Raw genomic sequence first — 15,357 nt, forward strand, 5'->3', positions numbered from 1 at the left:
TCGTTCCTGGGGCCGGGCTGCCCTGAGGGCGCTCAGCGGGGGAGGCCGAGTCCCCGTTCGGCGATCGTGTTCCGCTGGATCTCGTCGGTGCCACCGCCGAGGCGCAGGCCCGGGGCGAACAGCAGCCGTTCGATCCATGGCGCGGCCTGCGGGTCGTCGACGAGCGTCACCGCCATCCCGAGGATGGTGGTCGCCGCGTCGGCGCTGAGCCGGGCGTGCTCGGAGTAGAGCAGCTTCGTCGTCGGTCCGGCCGCCGGGACGGCGTGCCCGGCGGCGATCCTGGCCCGGAGCAGGTCCAGCGTGCGCTCCCGGATGACCGCCTGGGCCAGCAGATCCCGAACGCCCGGGTCGTCGGAGCAGCCGAGCTGCCTGGCCAGCCCGACGAGCTGGGTGGCGGAGCGCGCGCTCGTGCCGCCGCCGATCGCGGCCCGTTCGCTGGCGAGCATCGTCCGCAACACGGCCCACCCTTCCCTCGGGCCGCCGATCAGCCCGTTCTCCGGCACGAAGGCGTTGTCGAGGAAGACCTCGTTGAAGTGGTAGGCCCCGGACATCTGACGGAGCGGGCGGATCTCGACCCCGGGCTGCTCCATCTTCATCGCGAAGCACGACAGGCCGGCCCGGCCCTCCTCCCGGCTCCCGGTCCGGGCGATGAGCAGGGCGTAGTCGCTGCAGCCCGCGTTGGAGGTCCACACCTTCTGGCCGGTGACCGACCAGCCTCCGTCCACGGGGGTCGCCCTCGTCTGCGCGCTGGCCAGGTCGGAGCCGGCGCCCGGCTCGGACAGCAGCTGGCACCAGCCGTGCTCGCCCCGCAGGATGGGCGGCAGGTAGGCGACGCGCTGCTCGTGGGTTCCATGCCCGAACAGCACGGCGGGGACCATCTCCAGCGCGACGGCGAACATCTTCGTCGACACGCCCCACTTCGCCTGTTCCGCCACGACGACCTCGTCCTGCCAGCCCGGGGCACCGTGGCCGCCGCACTCGGTCGGCCAGGACCGGCCTGCCAGGCCGGCGTCGAACAACCGGCGCTGCCAGGCGCGCGTGACGGTGATCGCGTGCTGTTCCTGCTCGTGGTACTCCTGCGGGGTCCGCGCGCTGACGACGTGCACCGCGGAGAAGTCCTCCGGCGATCCCTTGCGCGGCGCGTTGGCCACGAACCACTCGCGGACCCGAGCCTCGAACCGTGCTCGTCCTTCGACCCGCGCTCGTCCTTCGCCGCTGCGCCCGGGGGCCGGTGCGGGTGAGTGCTGCATCGGGTCTTCGCCTCCACACACGTTCGTAGCGACTCGGTTCACGATCACTTCGGGATGCCCGCGGCGGTCGGGCCGCCGGCCGGGCCGGCCCGCCGGTTCATTCGGACTGCTCGGCGAGCACGTACCGGGCGAGTCGCTGCCGGTGGTGGGCCGGGTGACCGAAGAGCTGCCGCGAGCTGTGCGCGCGCTTCAGGTACAGGTGCGCCGGATGTTCCCAGGTGACACCGATGCCGCCGTGGACCTGGATGTTCTCGGTGGCCGCCGCGACGAAGGCGTCACCGCAGCACGCCTTCGCCAGACTTGCGGCCAGCGGCAGGTCGGGCAGGTTGTCGGCCGCCGCCCACAGGCCGTGGTAAGCGGCCGAGCGTGCCGACTCGACGCCGAGATGCATGTCGGCGAGCTTGTGCTTGACGGCCTGGAACGAGCCGATCGGTCTGCCGAACTGGACCCTGGTCCTGGCGTGGTCGACCGCCATGTCGAGTACCCGCGCCGCCCCGCCGACCTGCTCGGTGGCGATCGCGACCGCCGCGAGGTCGAGCACGTGCTCCAGTACCGGCCGGGCCGCGCCCGCCTCGCCGAGCAGCCGGGCCGGCGCCGCGGTGAAAGTGATGTCGGCCTGCCTGCGGGTCTGGTCGAGGGTGGCCCGCGGCACGCGGTGCACGCCCGGGGCTCCCGCGTCGACCGCGAGGACGCTGAGGCCGGCTCCGGTGCGGGCGACGACGAGCAGCAGCGACGCCGCGTGCCCGTCGAGCACGAACGCCTTCTTCCCCGAGACCGTCCACCCGTTGCCGTTGCTGTGGCCGTCGAGGGTGGCTGTGGTGGTGATGCCGTCGGCACCGGCCCAACGGCCCGCGGATTCGGTGAGCGCGAGCGTGGCGACGGTCGTGCCGGCGGCGATCCCGGGCAGGTAGTCGTGGCAGGCGGCGTCGTCACCCAGACCGAGCAGGGCCGAGGCGGCGAGGACCACGGTCGACAGCACCGGCGCGCACAGCAGCGAGCGTCCCGCCTCCTCGAGGACGACCCCGAGCTCGACGAATCCGCAGCCCGCGCCGTCGTATTCCTCCGGCAAGGTCAGACCGGCGATTCCGAGCTCGCCGGCGAGCTGGTGCCAGAGACCGGGGTCGTAGCCGTCGACCGTCTCCATGAGACGTCTGACCTCGGCCTCGGGCGAGGTCTCGTCGAGGAAGTCGCGAACCGTCCGCCGGAGTTCGTTCTGCTCTTGGGTGAAAGCTAGATTCACGTGGCCTTCCTCAGGAGATGAAGACAGTCCGTGCGCGTGGACCGCTCGCCGGCTCGCGCGGGGATCAGCCTGCGGTGGCCAGGCTCAGTTCTTCTCGGCGAGACCGAGAACGCGGGCGGCGTTCTCCCGGAGGAATTTCGGCCACACGTCCTCCTTCAGCGGGAGCTGCGCCAGTTCTGTCATGATCCGGTCGAGGGACAGGCCCATGGGGAAGTAGCCGCCGTACAGGATCCGGTCCGCGCCGCGGGTGTTGGCGTAGTCGATGATGTCCGCCGGGTAATAGCGCGGCGAGAAGGCGCTGGTCGAGTAGTACAGGTTGGGCCACTTGATCATCAGTTTCACGGCGAGGTCGGTCCACGGCTCCGCACCGTGCCGCATGACGAACACCAGCTCGGGGAAGTCGTACATCACCCGGTCCACGAGCTCGACGTGCTGGACCATGGACGGCACCCGGGGGCCGGCGATCCCGACCGTCACGAACACGGGGATGCCCAGCTCGACGCACTTGGCATAGATCGGATACATCTGTGGTGCGTCGATGGCCACCTGCGGCAGCACTCCGTGCGGAAAGAGGGAGACAGCCCGGACGCCCCACTTTTCATGGACGCGGACGAGGGTACGAATTCCCTCCATTCCCCGGTTGGGATCGCAGCTCCATGAGCCGACGAATCGGCCCGGGTGTTCGGTGAGTGCGCGCTCGGCGGCCTCCGTGTTCGCGCTCAGGCTGATCAGGGCGATCTCGACGCCGTGCCGGTCCATCTCGCCGAGTACGAGCGCGACCGGGTCGACGTCGTCGGCGAGGTGGCTGGCAGGCACGTCGTGGAACATGTACGCCGCCGGCATCACGAATTCGTCCCGCGACTCCTTGTCGCGTAACGAGGCCCTGATCTGTCTGTACAGCGCGGCCGGATCCTGGGGGAATCCCACCATTGTGTCGATCACACCGATGTCGAACGGCCGGAGCGAGCGGTCGGTCGTGGCGGGGGGTGGGAACGTGGGAGCCACCTTGGGTACCTTCCGTGATGCTTGCGCCGCGACGCCGCCCCCCACGGCGGCGGTGGCGGTGTCCGGGCCGGGATCGGCGGCGGTCGCCGTCGGTCGGGCCGGGCCAACGATAGCCCGCGATCACTGTCGATGTCGACATCGATATCGACATGAGTTACGCTCGCCGCACGGCGGTGGATTCGCCATCAGGCCCAGGGTGATCCGGCCTCCGAGGAGTGGCCGTGCGGAGGCGGGATCCGCCGGCGAGGTCGGTATCGCGGCTCAAGGTCAAGATCCCATTTCGAGCTGGTCGCGTCCATGGCGACTGAGGACTCCGCGCGCGGTCCTGAGGCTGGAGGACACATGTATCCCGGCACCCACGCGGCGTCCGCTCCGGACCGGCCCGCGGTCGTCATGGCCCACAGCCGGGAGATCGTCACCTACGGTGAGCTGGACAGTCGTTCCGCCCAGCTCGCACGCCTCCTCCACGCCCGCGGGCTGCGCGCCGGCGACGTCGTCGCCCTGTTGGCGGAGAACCATCCCCGCTTCCTGGAAGTGCTGTGGGCGGCGGTGCGCTCGGGCCTGTACCTGACGGCGATCAACCGCTACGCCACCGCGGACGAGATCGCCTACATCCTCCGCGACTCACAGGCGTCGGCGCTCGTGGCGACCGCGAAGCTCGCCCCCGTCGCCGGCACGGCGGTGGCGGACGTGGCGGGGTGCGAGACCCGCCTGATGATGGACGGGGCCGTCGAGGGTTTCGAGCCGTACGAGGAGGCGATCGCGTCGTTCCCGCCGCAGGCCCTTCCCGGGCAGCCGTGTGGTGAGCTCATGCTCTACTCCTCGGGCACGACCGGGCGTCCCAAGGGGATCAGGCGGCCGCTGCGCGGGATCGAGGTCGGGGACCCCGTGGCGGCGGGCGGCGCGCTGATGTGCCAGCGGCTCGGCGGCATGGATCAGCGGTCGGTGTACCTCTGTCCGGCGCCGCTCTACCATGCGGCCCCCCTCGGCTGGGCGCGGGGAGCGCACGAGCTGGGCGCCACCATTGTGATCATGGAGAAGTTCGACGCGCGGGAGATGCTCGAGCTGATCGAGCGGGAGCGGGTCACCCATGTCCAGGCGGTCCCGACGATGTTCGTCCGGCTGCTGAAGCTCCCGGCCGAGGTCCGCAAGGGCTACGACCTGTCGAGCCTGCGGCGGGTCGTCCACGCGGGTGCTCCGTGCCCCGTCCCGGTGAAGCGCGAGATCATCGAGTGGCTGGGCCCGATCGTGACCGAGTACTACTCGGGAACCGAGGGCGCCGGCATGACGGTCATCGCGTCGGCCGAGTGGCTCGACCATCCCGGCTCCGTCGGCCGGCCGGTGCTCGGCACGATCCGCGTCTGCGGGCCGGACGGCGCCGAGCTGCCCACCGGTGCGACGGGCTCGATCTACTTCGAGCGGGACGGCACCGTCTTCGAGTACCACAACGATCCGGAGAAGACCCGGTCGGTGCGGCACCCCGGGCACGAGAACTGGCTGTCCTTCGGTGACCTGGGCTACGTGGACGACGACGGATACCTGTACCTCACCGACCGGAGCGCGTTCACGATCATTTCGGGCGGAGTGAACATCTACCCGGCCGAGATCGAGGCGTGTCTCGCCGTGCATCCGGCGGTGGCCGACGTCGCCGTGTTCGGACTGCCCGACCCGGAGATGGGCGAGTACGTGCACGCGGTCGTGCAGCCGGCCGAGGGTGTACGGGCCACGGCGGAGCTGGCCGAGGCGCTGCGGGCCCACGTCCGGGAGCAGCTCGCCGGGCCGAAGGTTCCCCGGGTCGTCGACTTCCAGGCGGAGCTGCCGCGCCTGCCCACCGGCAAGCTCTACAAGGTTCCGCTGCGGCAGAAGTATCTGGATCGCCTGGCGGCCCGCCCGCCGGCGGACTCGCGGACCCCGCCCGCCGCGGCGTCGTCGGGTTTGTCAGGAGGAGTGCGGTGAGCGGGCACGACGAGCTCTACATCGACGGGCGCTGGACCAGCCCTGCCGGCTCCGAGCTGTTCGAGGTGGTGTCCGCGGCCACCGAGGAGATCATCGGAACGGTTCCCGCGGGCCGGCCCCGCAACGGAGCCAGGCGGCGCCGGCACCACGAACCGTCCCGATGGAGGTCCGGTGGGAAACCCCTTCAGTTACCAGGACAAGCGGGTCGTCGTCACCGGCGGTGCCTCCGGTATCGGCGCCGCTCTGCTCGAGCTTCTCGGTGACCTCGGCGCGCCGCACGTCACAGTGATCGACCGGAAGCCGCCAGCCGCTGCGGTGGATCGTTTCGTCGAGGCCGATCTGTCCTCCCGGGTGGGCGTCGACGCCGCCGCGGCGGCGATCGAAGGTCCGGTGGACGTCCTGTTCAACAATGCCGGGGTTGCCGGTACGCAGCCCGCGCCTGTGGTCTTCAGCGTGAACTACCTGGCGGTCCGGCGGTTGTCGGAGCGGCTCGCGGGACGGATACCGGCCGGCGGGGCCGTCGTCATCACCTCGTCGATGGCGGGGATCGGCTGGCAGGCGCACCAGGACGAGCTGGGCAGGCTGATGGCGATCGACGACTGGGACGAGGCGCTCACCTGGCTGGACACCCACCCCGAGCGGGCCTGCGACCCGTACGCGCTGTCCAAGGAGTGCACCCAGCTCTACACGCTCCGCGCGGCCCGCGCGGCCAGCCGGGCGGGGACCAGGATCAACAGTGCCTGTCCCGGCGCCACGAGCACGCCGCTGCTCGGAGACTTCCGGTTGACGATGACCGGCGAGATCATCGACTGGTCGGTCCGGCAGGGCCTCGGACGGCCGGCCTCGCCCCGTGAGGTCGCGCAGATCCTCGCGTTTCTCGGCTCGGACGCCGCCGGCTACCTCAACGGCGTGAACCTCCCGGTGGACGCGGGCCTGCAGGCGGCCCTCGCGACGGGCCAGACCGACTAGCCGGGACGGGACAGACCGACTGGCCGGGACGGGCCGCTCGGCCCGGCGGGCCGCCTCCAGTCGAAGCCGCGGTTCGAGGGCCGATATATCTCGACATCGGTGTCGACTTCGATATTCTGGCGACGCCGCGTCGGGCGTCAGGCCGCATGAACGACGATCGGAATGCGAGACGGACCGTGACGAATAAGCCCACCAAGCCGTGGATCTTCGACTTCGACAACCACTACTACGAGGCAGAGGACGCCTTCACCAGGTACCAGGACCGCTCGCTGCGTAACCGCGGTGTCCGGTGGGCCGAGGTGGACGGCCGGCGCAGCCTGCTCGTGGGAGGGACGCTCAACTCCTACATCGCCAACCCGACCTTTGATCCCGTTGCGAAGCCGGGCGCGCTGTACGACTGGTACCGGGGCAACCCGCGCCAGCAGCAGATCAAGGATGCCTTCGGGGAACTCGAGCCGCTGCGGCCGGAGTACCGCGACCGCGCGCGTCGCCTCCAGCTGATGGATGAGCAGGGGCTGGCCGGCATGCTGCTGTTCCCCACGCTCGGGGTGGGCGTCGAGGACGCGCTCAGGCACGACCCGGAGGCCGGGGGCAAAGTCTTCCGGGCGTTCAACCGGTGGCTGGACGAGGACTGGGGCTTCAACTACGAGGGCCGGCTGTTCGCCGTGCCCTACGTTCCCCTGCTCGACCCCGCGGCCGCCGTCGACGAGCTGCGACGGGTGATCGAGGCCGGAGCTGTCGTGGTGAACGTCCGCAACGCGCCGGTTCCGGTGCCCGGTGGCTTCCGCTCACCGTTCGATCCGGTGTACGACCCGTTCTGGGGGCTGGCCGCCGAGGCCGGGATCGTCGTGGCGACCCACGCCGGCCTCGACGGCTACGACACCCTGGTACAGATGTGGGAGCCGGGCGGTGCGGAGAGCTCGCTGTTCCGCTCGCCGTTGCGCGGCATCGTCACGAAAGGCCGGGCGGTCAGCGACTTCTACGCCGCCGCGGTCTGCCACAGGATCTTCGACCGCTTCCCCGCGCTGCGGTTCGCCAGTGTCGAGAACGGTGCCGCGTGGGCGCCCGAACTGCTGCACCGCCTGGACGACGCCGCCAACCGGAACCCGGGCTACTTCCAGGACCACCCGAGGGACGTGTTCGGTGAGCACGTGTGGATCACTCCCTTCTGGGAGGACCGCGTCGACGAGCTCGTGGCCGATGTGCGGGTCGACCGTCTGCTGCTCGGGTCGGACTGGCCGCACGCCGAGGGCACCCGCGCGCCCGCAGACTTCCTGACCGAGTCGCTGGGCGGGCTGCCCGACGCCGACATCCGGCGGATCGCCCGCGAGAACGCCCTCGAGGTCATGCGGATCTCGCTCGACTGACCCGGCCGGAGCTGCGCGGCCGGCCTCGCGAACGGACCCGGCCTGCTTTCCGCCTGGCGTCAAGCGCCCTGCCTGATCGACGACTTCGGAGGAACCAGCATGGATATCGCGGCAGCGGCCACCGTCTTCACGGATCCGCGGGCGTACGCCGACAACGAGCGCTTCCACACCGCCACCGCCCTGCTGCGGCGTGAGTCACCGGTCCACCGTGTCGAGCATCCGAACTTCAACCCGTTCTGGGCCGTCACCAGGCACGAGGACGTCATGGCGATCTCCCGCGCCTCCGACATCTGGATCAACGAGCCCCGGCCCGCGCTCGGCCCCAAGCCCAAGGACGCCGACCGGGAGAACATCCCGATCCGGTCGCTGGTCCAGATGGACGCCCCGGACCATCCGGTCTACCGCCATGTGAGCGCGGACTGGTTCAAGCCGGCCGGTGTCCGGCGGCTGCGCGACCGCATCGCCGAGCTGGCGAAGCGCTTCGTGGACCGCATGGCCGACCAGGGCGGCGAGTGCGACTTCTTCGCCGACATCGTCTCGCACTACCCGCTGTACGTGATCCTGTCCCTGCTCGGCCTGCCCGAGGAGGACTTCCCCCGGATGCTCAGGCTGACCCAGGAGCTGTTCGGCGCGGACGACGAGGACCTGGCCAGGAACCAGGACAAGCAGGCGCAGATGCAGACCCTGATCGACTTCTTCAACTACTTCCAGGCGCTGATCCAGGACCGCCGCGCGAACCCCACCGACGACCTGGGGTCGGTGATCGCCAACGCCACGATTCGCGACGAACAGATCGGCGAGCTCGAGGCGGCCGGCTACTACACGCTGATCGCGACGGCGGGGCACGACACCACCAGCGCCGCGCTCGCCGGCGGACTGCACGCCCTGCTGGAGAGCCCGGGTCAGTGGCAGCGCCTGGTCGACGACCCCAGCCTGGTGACGACCGGTGTCGACGAGATGATCCGGTGGGTCTCCCCGGTCAAGCAGTTCATGCGTACCGCCCGCGAGGACACGGTCGTACGCGGCGTCGAGCTCGCGGCGGGGGAGTCGGTCCTGCTCTCCTATCCGTCGGCCAACCGGGACGAGGACGTCTTCGACAACCCGAACACCTTCGACGTCGGCCGGACCCCGAACCGGCATGTCGCCTTCGGGTTCGGCGCCCACTACTGCCTGGGCACACACCTGGCCCGCCTCGAGGGCCAGGCGCTCTACGCGGAGCTGGTCCCCCGGGTGCGGTCGATCGAGCTGGCCGGAACGCCCGAGTACATGGAGGCCCTGTTCGTCGGGGGGCCGAAGCGGCTGCCGATCCGCTACACGATGGCCTGACGTGGGCGGCTCCACGCCTGTCGACGAGCTCGCGGTCCAGGCGACCCTCGCCCGCTACTGGTGCCACGACGAGCTGGTCAGGCTCGACGGCGAGTGGCGGATCGCCCGGCGTGACGCGCTGCGGATGGACAGGCCCGCGTGACCGCCGCGGCGCACCACTTCGCCCGGCTGCTGGCGCTCGCGCTGGAGCCGGGCGGCCCGCCCGTGACAGCCACGGCGCCCGTGCGCCCGGAGTCGTTCGCGCCCGGGACCACCCGCGTCCGGGCCTCGGTGCTCCTCGCCATGGTGGACATCGTCGCCGGGCAGACGCCGGACGGGCCGGGCAAGCCGGCGGTGGGGGCCACCATGGACCTGCGACTGGTCCTCCTCTCGTCCCCTCCGACCACCGGCCACCTGCACTTCCGGTGCGAGCCGCTGCGGGTGGGCCGCCGGTTCGTCGTCGCCGAGACCGAGCTGTTCTCCGACGGTTCGCCCCTGCCGTTCGGCCGGGCCGTGTCGACCTTCGCGGTGCTCGATCTCGGAGCCGGGATGCCCGTGGGCGCCTCGCGGGTCGTACCGGTCGAGGGAGGTTCGTTCGACGCGTTCCTGGGGGCCCGCGTGCAGGACGAGCACACCCTTGTCCTCGACTCGTCGCCGAGGCTGGCCAACGGTCCGGCGGGCACCCTCCACGGCGGCGTCCAGGCGCTGGCCGCCGAGCTCGCGGCGGAGCGCGTGGTGGGTGGGCGCGATCGTGGCCTCGCGGTTACCGACCTGGACATCCGCTATCTCGACCGTCTCCGCGTCGGCCCGCTCACCGCGTCCGCGCGGCAGGTGCCGTCCCGGACCGGCGCCCCGGTAGCAGTCGTCCGGCTTGGCGACGCCGGTTCCGGCGACCGTCTGATCGGCCACGCGACGGTCTCCTTCGGACAACTGTGAGGCACGCCCGTTCCCGACGCCGGCCGCCCTCGAGCTGAGGGCGGCCAGGAGGAGTTCTGATGCTTCCCGCTCCGGAGGACCAGGTGGCGATAGGCGACCTGCTGGCCCGGTACTGCCTGACACTCGACCTCGACGATGTGGCGGGCTGGGTCGGTCTCTTCGTCGAGGACGGCAGCTACCAGGTGTACGGGCGTTCCTTCGACGGGCATGAAGGGCTGCGCGCGATGATGGCCGCGGCGCCCGGTGGACTGCATCTGGGCGGCTCGCCGGTCATCGAGATGCTGAGCGCCGACGAGGCACGCACCTCCCGGAACCTGCTGTTCGTCAGCCGCGCGGACGGCGTCTCGCGCAGTGCCGTCTACACGGACGAGCTCGTCCGGACGGCTGACGGCTGGCGTATCAGACGCTGCAGGTGCCGGTTCATCACGGCGGCCGGTCTCGCGGACCGGCCTGAGCGCTAGCCCCTTCCTCTCCTGCCTGTGACAGCACCGGCGCGGTGGGTGGGAGAAGCTGGAAGGCGACGTCGATTCTTGAATTTCCGGTGTCGGGCCGGTCCGGCTCGGGACACGGCTTCGCCCCGCAGCCGTGGCGCCGTCGCCCCGCGCGCCGGCAGGACGGGCGAGGATGGCCGTCCCACAGTCCGCACAGGACGCCGGTTGCCCTGGACATCCGGCCCGAGGACGGAAGGCGGAACTGCATGCGGATCGCGGAATGCCGCTGGACTACAGCGGTGGGTTCACGGAGGCGGTCGCGGCGCTCGGCGACTACGAGAAGGCGGGGCTCGACATCGTCTCCGTCCCGGAGGCGTACTCGTTCGACGCGGTCAGCCAGCTCGGATTTCTCGCCGCGCGCACGGAGCGGATCGAGATCGCCTCGGGCATCCTGCCCATCTACACCCGCACGCCCACGCTGACGGCGATGACCGCGGCCGGGCTCGACTTCCTGTCCGGTGGGCGGTTCACCCTCGGGCTCGGCGCGTCCGGGCCGCAGGTGATCGAGGGCTTCCACGGTGTGCCGTACGACGCTCCGCTCGCCCGCACCCGCGAGGTCGTCGAGATCTGCCGGGCGGTGTGGCGGCGCGAGAAGGTCGAGTACGAGGGCCGGCACTACACCCTGCCGCTGCCACCTGAACGGGGCACCGGCCTCGGCAAGCCGCTGAAGATCATAAATCGGCTGGTCCGGGAACGGATCCCGATCGTCCTCGCCGCGATCGGCCCGAGGAACGTCGAGCTGGCCGCGGAGATCGCCGAGGGCTGGGAGCCGCTCTTCCACCACCCGGAGAAGGCCGGCGAGGTGTGGGGGCGGGCGCTGGCCCAGGGCAGGGCGAAGCGCGCCCCGGAGCTCGGAGAGCTCGACGTCGTCGTCGGCGCGCCGCTCGCGATCGGCGAGGACACTGACGGCCTGCTCGACCTGATGCGTCCCATGTATGCGCTCTACATCGGCGGGAAGAAGAAGGAGGCCGAGGCGGCGGTCCCCGGCGACCTGCTGCGGGCGGCCGCGCTCGTCGGCTCCGCGGGCCACGTCAGGGAGCGGTTGGCCGCCTACGCGCAGGCCGGTGTGACGACGCTGAAGGTCACCCCGCTCGCCGCCGACCATCGTTCGCGTGTGGCCGCGATCGAGCAGCTGCGCGAGTGGGCCTCCTGACGCCCCGGCGCGTCCGTCTGTCCGTCGATGCGTTCGAAGATCGCTGATATGCCCTGGCCCCACCGATGCAGACGCTCGCTGATGTGAGCGCAGCGCCAGCTCATCCTGCTCCGAGCGGGAGATGCCGTAGTCCTTACGTAGGTTCTCCGCCGTCTCGATCATTCCGCCGGGTACCGGGAAGTGAATCGCGGCGGCTGGCCGGCGGGACCGCCGGCCAGCGCTTCCACGGATCTGCCCACGGTCTAGTCGAAGGACGTCAGTGTCGGGTCGGTCCAGTCGCGGTTCGCGTTCGACCAGCAGACGAACGGCTTTTCCGCCGTTCCACCCACCAGATTGAACTTGCCTCCCTTGACCTGTACAAAGCTGGCGCATTCCTGGGCGGGTCCGTGCGTCTTCGGGTCGGCCTGGGTCGGGCTGTCGTGCATCCGGGTCCAGTCGAGGGGCGGCACCAGGCCGCCCGCGGTGAAGTCGGTGATCTTGTTCGTCGCGTCGATCACACTCTGCCGGGTGAACGAGGGCCCGGCTGCCAGAATCCCCTGGTAGGCGATGTCCGCGTTGATCCAGCCGATCATCGCGACCTCGCTGATCTCCGCGCCGGTCTCGCCCATCCACTTCTGGAAGTCGGCGAGGCCGCTGTCGCCCGGGTCCGCCTGGAAGGGCCGGAAGGAGACCTGCACGATGTCGCCTTCGAACAGGCCGTCGGCCTCCCGCACGAACTTCTCGTCGTAGGTGTTCGGGTGAAGGATCCTGACGTCCGGCATGCCCTGCCGCTGCAGCTCCTGCGCGAGCGTCTTCTGGCCGTTCAGATCGAAACAGCTCACAATCATGTCGACGCCCGCGCGCTTCATCGCCGACACCTCGGGCCCGATTCCGTTGGGAAGACCGAACGCGAGTGCGTCGTTGAAGTACACCACCTGCTGGCCGGTCTCGGGGGCGTACAGCTCGATTGAGTCCCGGACAGACTGGGCGCACCGCTTCGAGGAGTCGGAAATACCGTAGCCCATGGCCGCAATGTGCGTGGCGCCGACGATCTTGGCGCCGTAGGGGTAGTAGCGGGCGGTGCACTCAAGGCACGTGATGCCGGCGTTGCCCCAGATGTCGTCGTGGCCGACCATCGCAGCCGGTTGGATCGCCCACACGTACTGCGGGATTCCCGCCTTCGCCAGGTCGCCCCACCCGGTGGGAAGCTGGGCGGCGCTGAACGTGCCGAACGTGTCGTTCGCGGTGATGATCTGCAGCGCACTCTGCTGGTTCTGACCCAGCTGGTCGTCGATCTTACTCGTCAGTTTCAGCTGCCGGCCGTGCACGCCGCCTTCGCTGTTGCGGAAGGCGAAGTACGCCTCGATTCCCTGGGCGAAGCAGTCGTAGATGCAGGCTCCGGTCGGATTGTTCGTCTTTGTCGCCAGCATCGAGAAGTTGACCGCGTCGGCGGTGACGCCTGGCGCCCCGTTCGCCGGGGCCGGTCCAGCGGTGCCATCACTCTCGGTCGAGTCCCCCCCCCGCCCGAGTTCGAACAGGCCGCCGCCGCCGTCGCGAGCGCCAGCGCGACCAGGAGTACCGACAACCGGCGTAGACCGGCGTGTAATCGCTTCATGAGAATCTGGTAGTCCTTCGGATCTCACGCCTGAAGATTTAGTCTCCGAGCGCCATCTGATTCTGACAGAGGTCCGGACGATAGGACCGGGTGTCCGTCTGAGCGGTCACGCGACGACGCCGCGGATTCGCAGGTCGATGACGGCTTCCATGTCGAGGCCGATGTCGGCGAGGATCTCGTCGCCGTGTTCGTTGAACCCCGGGGCGCGGCCGGCCGCGGCGGGCTGCTCGTTGTACTGCATGGGCGCGGCCACCAGCTCGAACGGAGCGCCGGTCGCCGACTCGCACGGCTGCAGGTAGCCGTTCGCGGCGGTCTGCGGATCGGCGGCCGCCTCGAGGGTGTCCTGCACGACCGCCCACTGCCCGCTGAACGGTTCGAGCCTGCGGCGCCATTCGTCCACCGGCCGCTCGGCGAACGCCAGGGTGAGGTGGGCGGCGACCTGCCTGTGGTTGGCCATGAGCGACCCGTGGTCGGCGAAGAGCGGGTCGGTGGCCAGCTCCGGGCGGCCGATCACCGCACAGAGCTCGGCCCAGTACCTGCCCGCCTGCAGGCAGCACAGCATGAGGCCCCGGCCGTCCTTCGTGCCGTACGTGGCGACCAGCGGGTTCCTGCTCATGTCCTCGACCGGCGGGGCCTGCCATGGCCGCTTGAGCAGCAGGGACAGCGCGATGGCCTGCCCCATCGCCCACATCCCGGTGTTCAGCAGGGAGATGTCGACGGTCGTGGCCTCGCCGGTGCGCTCGCGGTGGAACAGCGCGCCCATGATTCCGCCGGCGATCGTCACGGCGCCGATCGAGTCGCCGAACCCGGGGCCGGGCGGTGGCGGGTTCAGGCCGTCGTACTCGGGCCGGGTCGTCCCGACCGCGACTCCCGCCCGGGCCCAGAACGCCAGGGCGTCGTAGGCGCCCTTGTCGGCGTCCGGTCCGCGTTCCCCCTGGCCGGTCCCGCGGGCGTAGATGATGTTCGGGTTCGCCGCCCGGATCTCGTCGAGACCGATGCGGAGCTTGGCCCGCACGCTCGGGAGCTTGTTCGTGAGGAAGACGTCGGCCGTCGCCGCGATCCGGTACAGCAGGTCGAGGCCGTCGGCGGAGGTGAGGTCGAGCCCGATGCTGCGCTTGCCCCGGTTCGAGTGTTCGAGCAGGGCGTGCACGCCGCCGCCGACGGCCGCCATCCCGGTCGACTCCAGGCCGCGCATCGCGTCACCCCGCACGACGTGCTCGACCTTGATGACGTCGGCACCGAGATCCGACAGCAGCGCCGAGGCGGCCGGGACGAACGTGTGCTCGGCCACCTCGAGAATTCGGACGCCTTGCATGACTGAGGTCATCGGCCCTCCACGAGCCCGTCGGTCGTGTGTTCGGAGTTGGCGTCGGACGGGTGAGCTGGCACTGCACGGGCGGCCGTAGCCCGGCGCGGATGTGATGCACGTTACTCTCTCATCTTATAGATGATCTATAGCTTGCGCGACCTAAAAAATGAATCATTTAGATAGAAGCGATGGATCTGCGCTACGGTCGAGCCCTTGTGGCTACTCGACGGCTGGAGCCGTCGGCTTCTCAGGCCGCTTCCGTGGCCTGACGGGCCAGCCCGACCCGAAGGATGTTGATCGCCGCGTTCACGTCGGCGTGCGCGGTGTGCCCGCAGGCGACGCAGGTGAACGCGGCCTGTGTTCTGCGGTTGTCGGCGTGGCAGTGCCCGCAGACCGCACACGTGCGGGAGGTGTTGGCGGGGTTGACCTCGACGACGACCCGTCCGGCGCTTTCAGCCTTGGCGCGCAGCACAGTGAGGAACATCCCCCATCCCGCGTCGAGAACGCTTCTGTTCAGCCCGGACTTCGCCGCCTGCCCGTTCGCCGGGAACACCCCGGGCCGGTCCGGGTCGGGTCTCGGCGCGGCCCGGCGGCCAGTCGGCACCGGGGGTCCACGTGCCGAAGGTGGCCGAGCTCGTGGCCGCTCAGCTCCGGTGGCGGATCGTCACCAGCGAGCTTCGCGACGGGGGGCTTCCGCGCGAGTCGGACATGCTCGCGGAGTCCAACGCCTCGACGCACGCCTTCCATCTCCGCCTCACCGAGCTGTGCGGCACACGCCGTGG

At 70.3% G+C, this 15,357-nt stretch carries 13 protein-coding genes and 2 pseudogenes; 8 read left to right on the forward strand and 7 right to left on the reverse strand.

What is annotated here, in order from left to right; translation table 11 throughout:
* Positions 1 to 32: 32 nt before the first annotated feature.
* From E0504_RS41470 to E0504_RS41480, 3 genes are all read right to left on the reverse strand, one after another.
* Positions 33 to 1,250, reverse strand: a complete 1,218-nt coding sequence (locus E0504_RS41470) for an acyl-CoA dehydrogenase family protein (protein WP_112108353.1) — start codon at positions 1,248 to 1,250, stop codon at positions 33 to 35.
* Positions 1,251 to 1,347: 97 nt separating this feature from the next.
* A complete protein-coding gene (locus tag E0504_RS41475; RefSeq protein ID WP_131627087.1) occupies positions 1,348 to 2,490 on the reverse strand; it encodes an acyl-CoA dehydrogenase family protein in 1,143 nt (380 codons plus the stop codon).
* A gap of 84 nt (positions 2,491 to 2,574) precedes the next feature.
* A complete protein-coding gene (locus tag E0504_RS41480; RefSeq protein WP_235014608.1) occupies positions 2,575 to 3,495 on the reverse strand; it encodes an amidohydrolase family protein in 921 nt (306 codons plus the stop codon).
* Positions 3,496 to 3,837: 342 nt separating this feature from the next.
* Here E0504_RS41480 and E0504_RS41485 point away from each other — a divergent pair, with 342 nt between their 5' ends.
* The 8 genes from E0504_RS41485 (at position 3,838) to E0504_RS41525 (ending at position 11,672) form a co-directional block, all read left to right on the forward strand.
* Positions 3,838 to 5,451 carry an acyl-CoA synthetase gene (locus tag E0504_RS41485; RefSeq protein WP_131627089.1) on the forward strand — a complete coding sequence of 538 codons (1,614 nt, stop codon included), beginning with the start codon at positions 3,838 to 3,840 and terminating at the stop codon, positions 5,449 to 5,451.
* Positions 5,452 to 5,622: 171 nt separating this feature from the next.
* The gene (locus tag E0504_RS41495) at positions 5,623 to 6,420 is read left to right on the forward strand and encodes a coniferyl-alcohol dehydrogenase (RefSeq protein ID WP_112108349.1); all 798 of its coding nucleotides are present in this window, start codon (positions 5,623 to 5,625) and stop codon (positions 6,418 to 6,420) included.
* Between the two features lie 176 nt (positions 6,421 to 6,596).
* Complete coding sequence (locus E0504_RS41500) at positions 6,597 to 7,787, forward strand: amidohydrolase family protein (protein ID WP_243657857.1); 1,191 nt, start codon at positions 6,597 to 6,599, stop codon at positions 7,785 to 7,787.
* Positions 7,788 to 7,886: 99 nt separating this feature from the next.
* Positions 7,887 to 9,113, forward strand: coding sequence for a cytochrome P450 (locus tag E0504_RS41505; protein ID WP_131627093.1), 1,227 nt, complete (start codon positions 7,887 to 7,889; stop codon positions 9,111 to 9,113).
* A gap of 1 nt (position 9,114) precedes the next feature.
* The gene (locus E0504_RS41510; protein WP_200835432.1) at positions 9,115 to 9,255 is read left to right on the forward strand and encodes a hypothetical protein; all 141 of its coding nucleotides are present in this window, start codon (positions 9,115 to 9,117) and stop codon (positions 9,253 to 9,255) included.
* Complete coding sequence (locus E0504_RS41515; RefSeq protein WP_131627095.1) at positions 9,252 to 10,028, forward strand: hotdog domain-containing protein; 777 nt, start codon at positions 9,252 to 9,254, stop codon at positions 10,026 to 10,028. The genes E0504_RS41510 and E0504_RS41515 overlap by 4 nt, the downstream gene beginning before the upstream one ends.
* 59 nt (positions 10,029 to 10,087) lie before the next feature.
* On the forward strand, positions 10,088 to 10,489 hold the full coding sequence (locus E0504_RS41520; protein ID WP_112108345.1) for a nuclear transport factor 2 family protein: 402 nt from the start codon (positions 10,088 to 10,090) through the stop codon (positions 10,487 to 10,489).
* A gap of 250 nt (positions 10,490 to 10,739) precedes the next feature.
* Positions 10,740 to 11,672, forward strand: coding sequence for an LLM class F420-dependent oxidoreductase (locus tag E0504_RS41525; RefSeq protein WP_131627097.1), 933 nt, complete (start codon positions 10,740 to 10,742; stop codon positions 11,670 to 11,672).
* Between the two features lie 99 nt (positions 11,673 to 11,771).
* Here the strand turns inward: E0504_RS41525 and E0504_RS54615 are convergent.
* The 4 genes and pseudogenes from E0504_RS54615 to E0504_RS41545 form a co-directional block, all read right to left on the reverse strand.
* Positions 11,772 to 11,834: pseudogene (locus E0504_RS54615) on the reverse strand (hypothetical protein); the annotation flags it as partial.
* Positions 11,835 to 11,914: 80 nt separating this feature from the next.
* On the reverse strand, positions 11,915 to 13,081 hold the full coding sequence (locus E0504_RS41535; protein ID WP_243657858.1) for an ABC transporter substrate-binding protein: 1,167 nt from the start codon (positions 13,079 to 13,081) through the stop codon (positions 11,915 to 11,917).
* A gap of 291 nt (positions 13,082 to 13,372) precedes the next feature.
* Complete coding sequence (locus E0504_RS41540; protein WP_112108342.1) at positions 13,373 to 14,593, reverse strand: CaiB/BaiF CoA-transferase family protein; 1,221 nt, start codon at positions 14,591 to 14,593, stop codon at positions 13,373 to 13,375.
* Positions 14,594 to 14,822: 229 nt separating this feature from the next.
* A pseudogene (locus E0504_RS41545) lies at positions 14,823 to 15,167 on the reverse strand (RNA-guided endonuclease InsQ/TnpB family protein); the annotation flags it as partial.
* Between the last annotated feature and the right edge of the window lie 190 nt (positions 15,168 to 15,357).

The organism is Parafrankia sp. BMG5.11, from assembly GCF_004337455.1.

Bases quoted from the DNA above. Each gene is read 5' to 3' on its own strand.
- E0504_RS41470 (WP_112108353.1), bottom strand. From the start codon at position 1,250: ATGCAGCACTCACCCGCACCGGCCCCCGGGCGCAGCGGCGAAGGACGA.
- E0504_RS41485 (WP_131627089.1), top strand. From the start codon at position 3,838: ATGTATCCCGGCACCCACGCGGCGTCCGCTCCGGACCGGCCCGCGGTC.
- E0504_RS41505 (WP_131627093.1), top strand. From the start codon at position 7,887: ATGGATATCGCGGCAGCGGCCACCGTCTTCACGGATCCGCGGGCGTAC.
- E0504_RS41520 (WP_112108345.1), top strand. From the start codon at position 10,088: ATGCTTCCCGCTCCGGAGGACCAGGTGGCGATAGGCGACCTGCTGGCC.
- E0504_RS41525 (WP_131627097.1), top strand. From the start codon at position 10,740: ATGCCGCTGGACTACAGCGGTGGGTTCACGGAGGCGGTCGCGGCGCTC.
- E0504_RS41535 (WP_243657858.1), bottom strand. From the start codon at position 13,081: ATGCTGGCGACAAAGACGAACAATCCGACCGGAGCCTGCATCTACGAC.
- E0504_RS41540 (WP_112108342.1), bottom strand. From the start codon at position 14,593: ATGACCTCAGTCATGCAAGGCGTCCGAATTCTCGAGGTGGCCGAGCAC.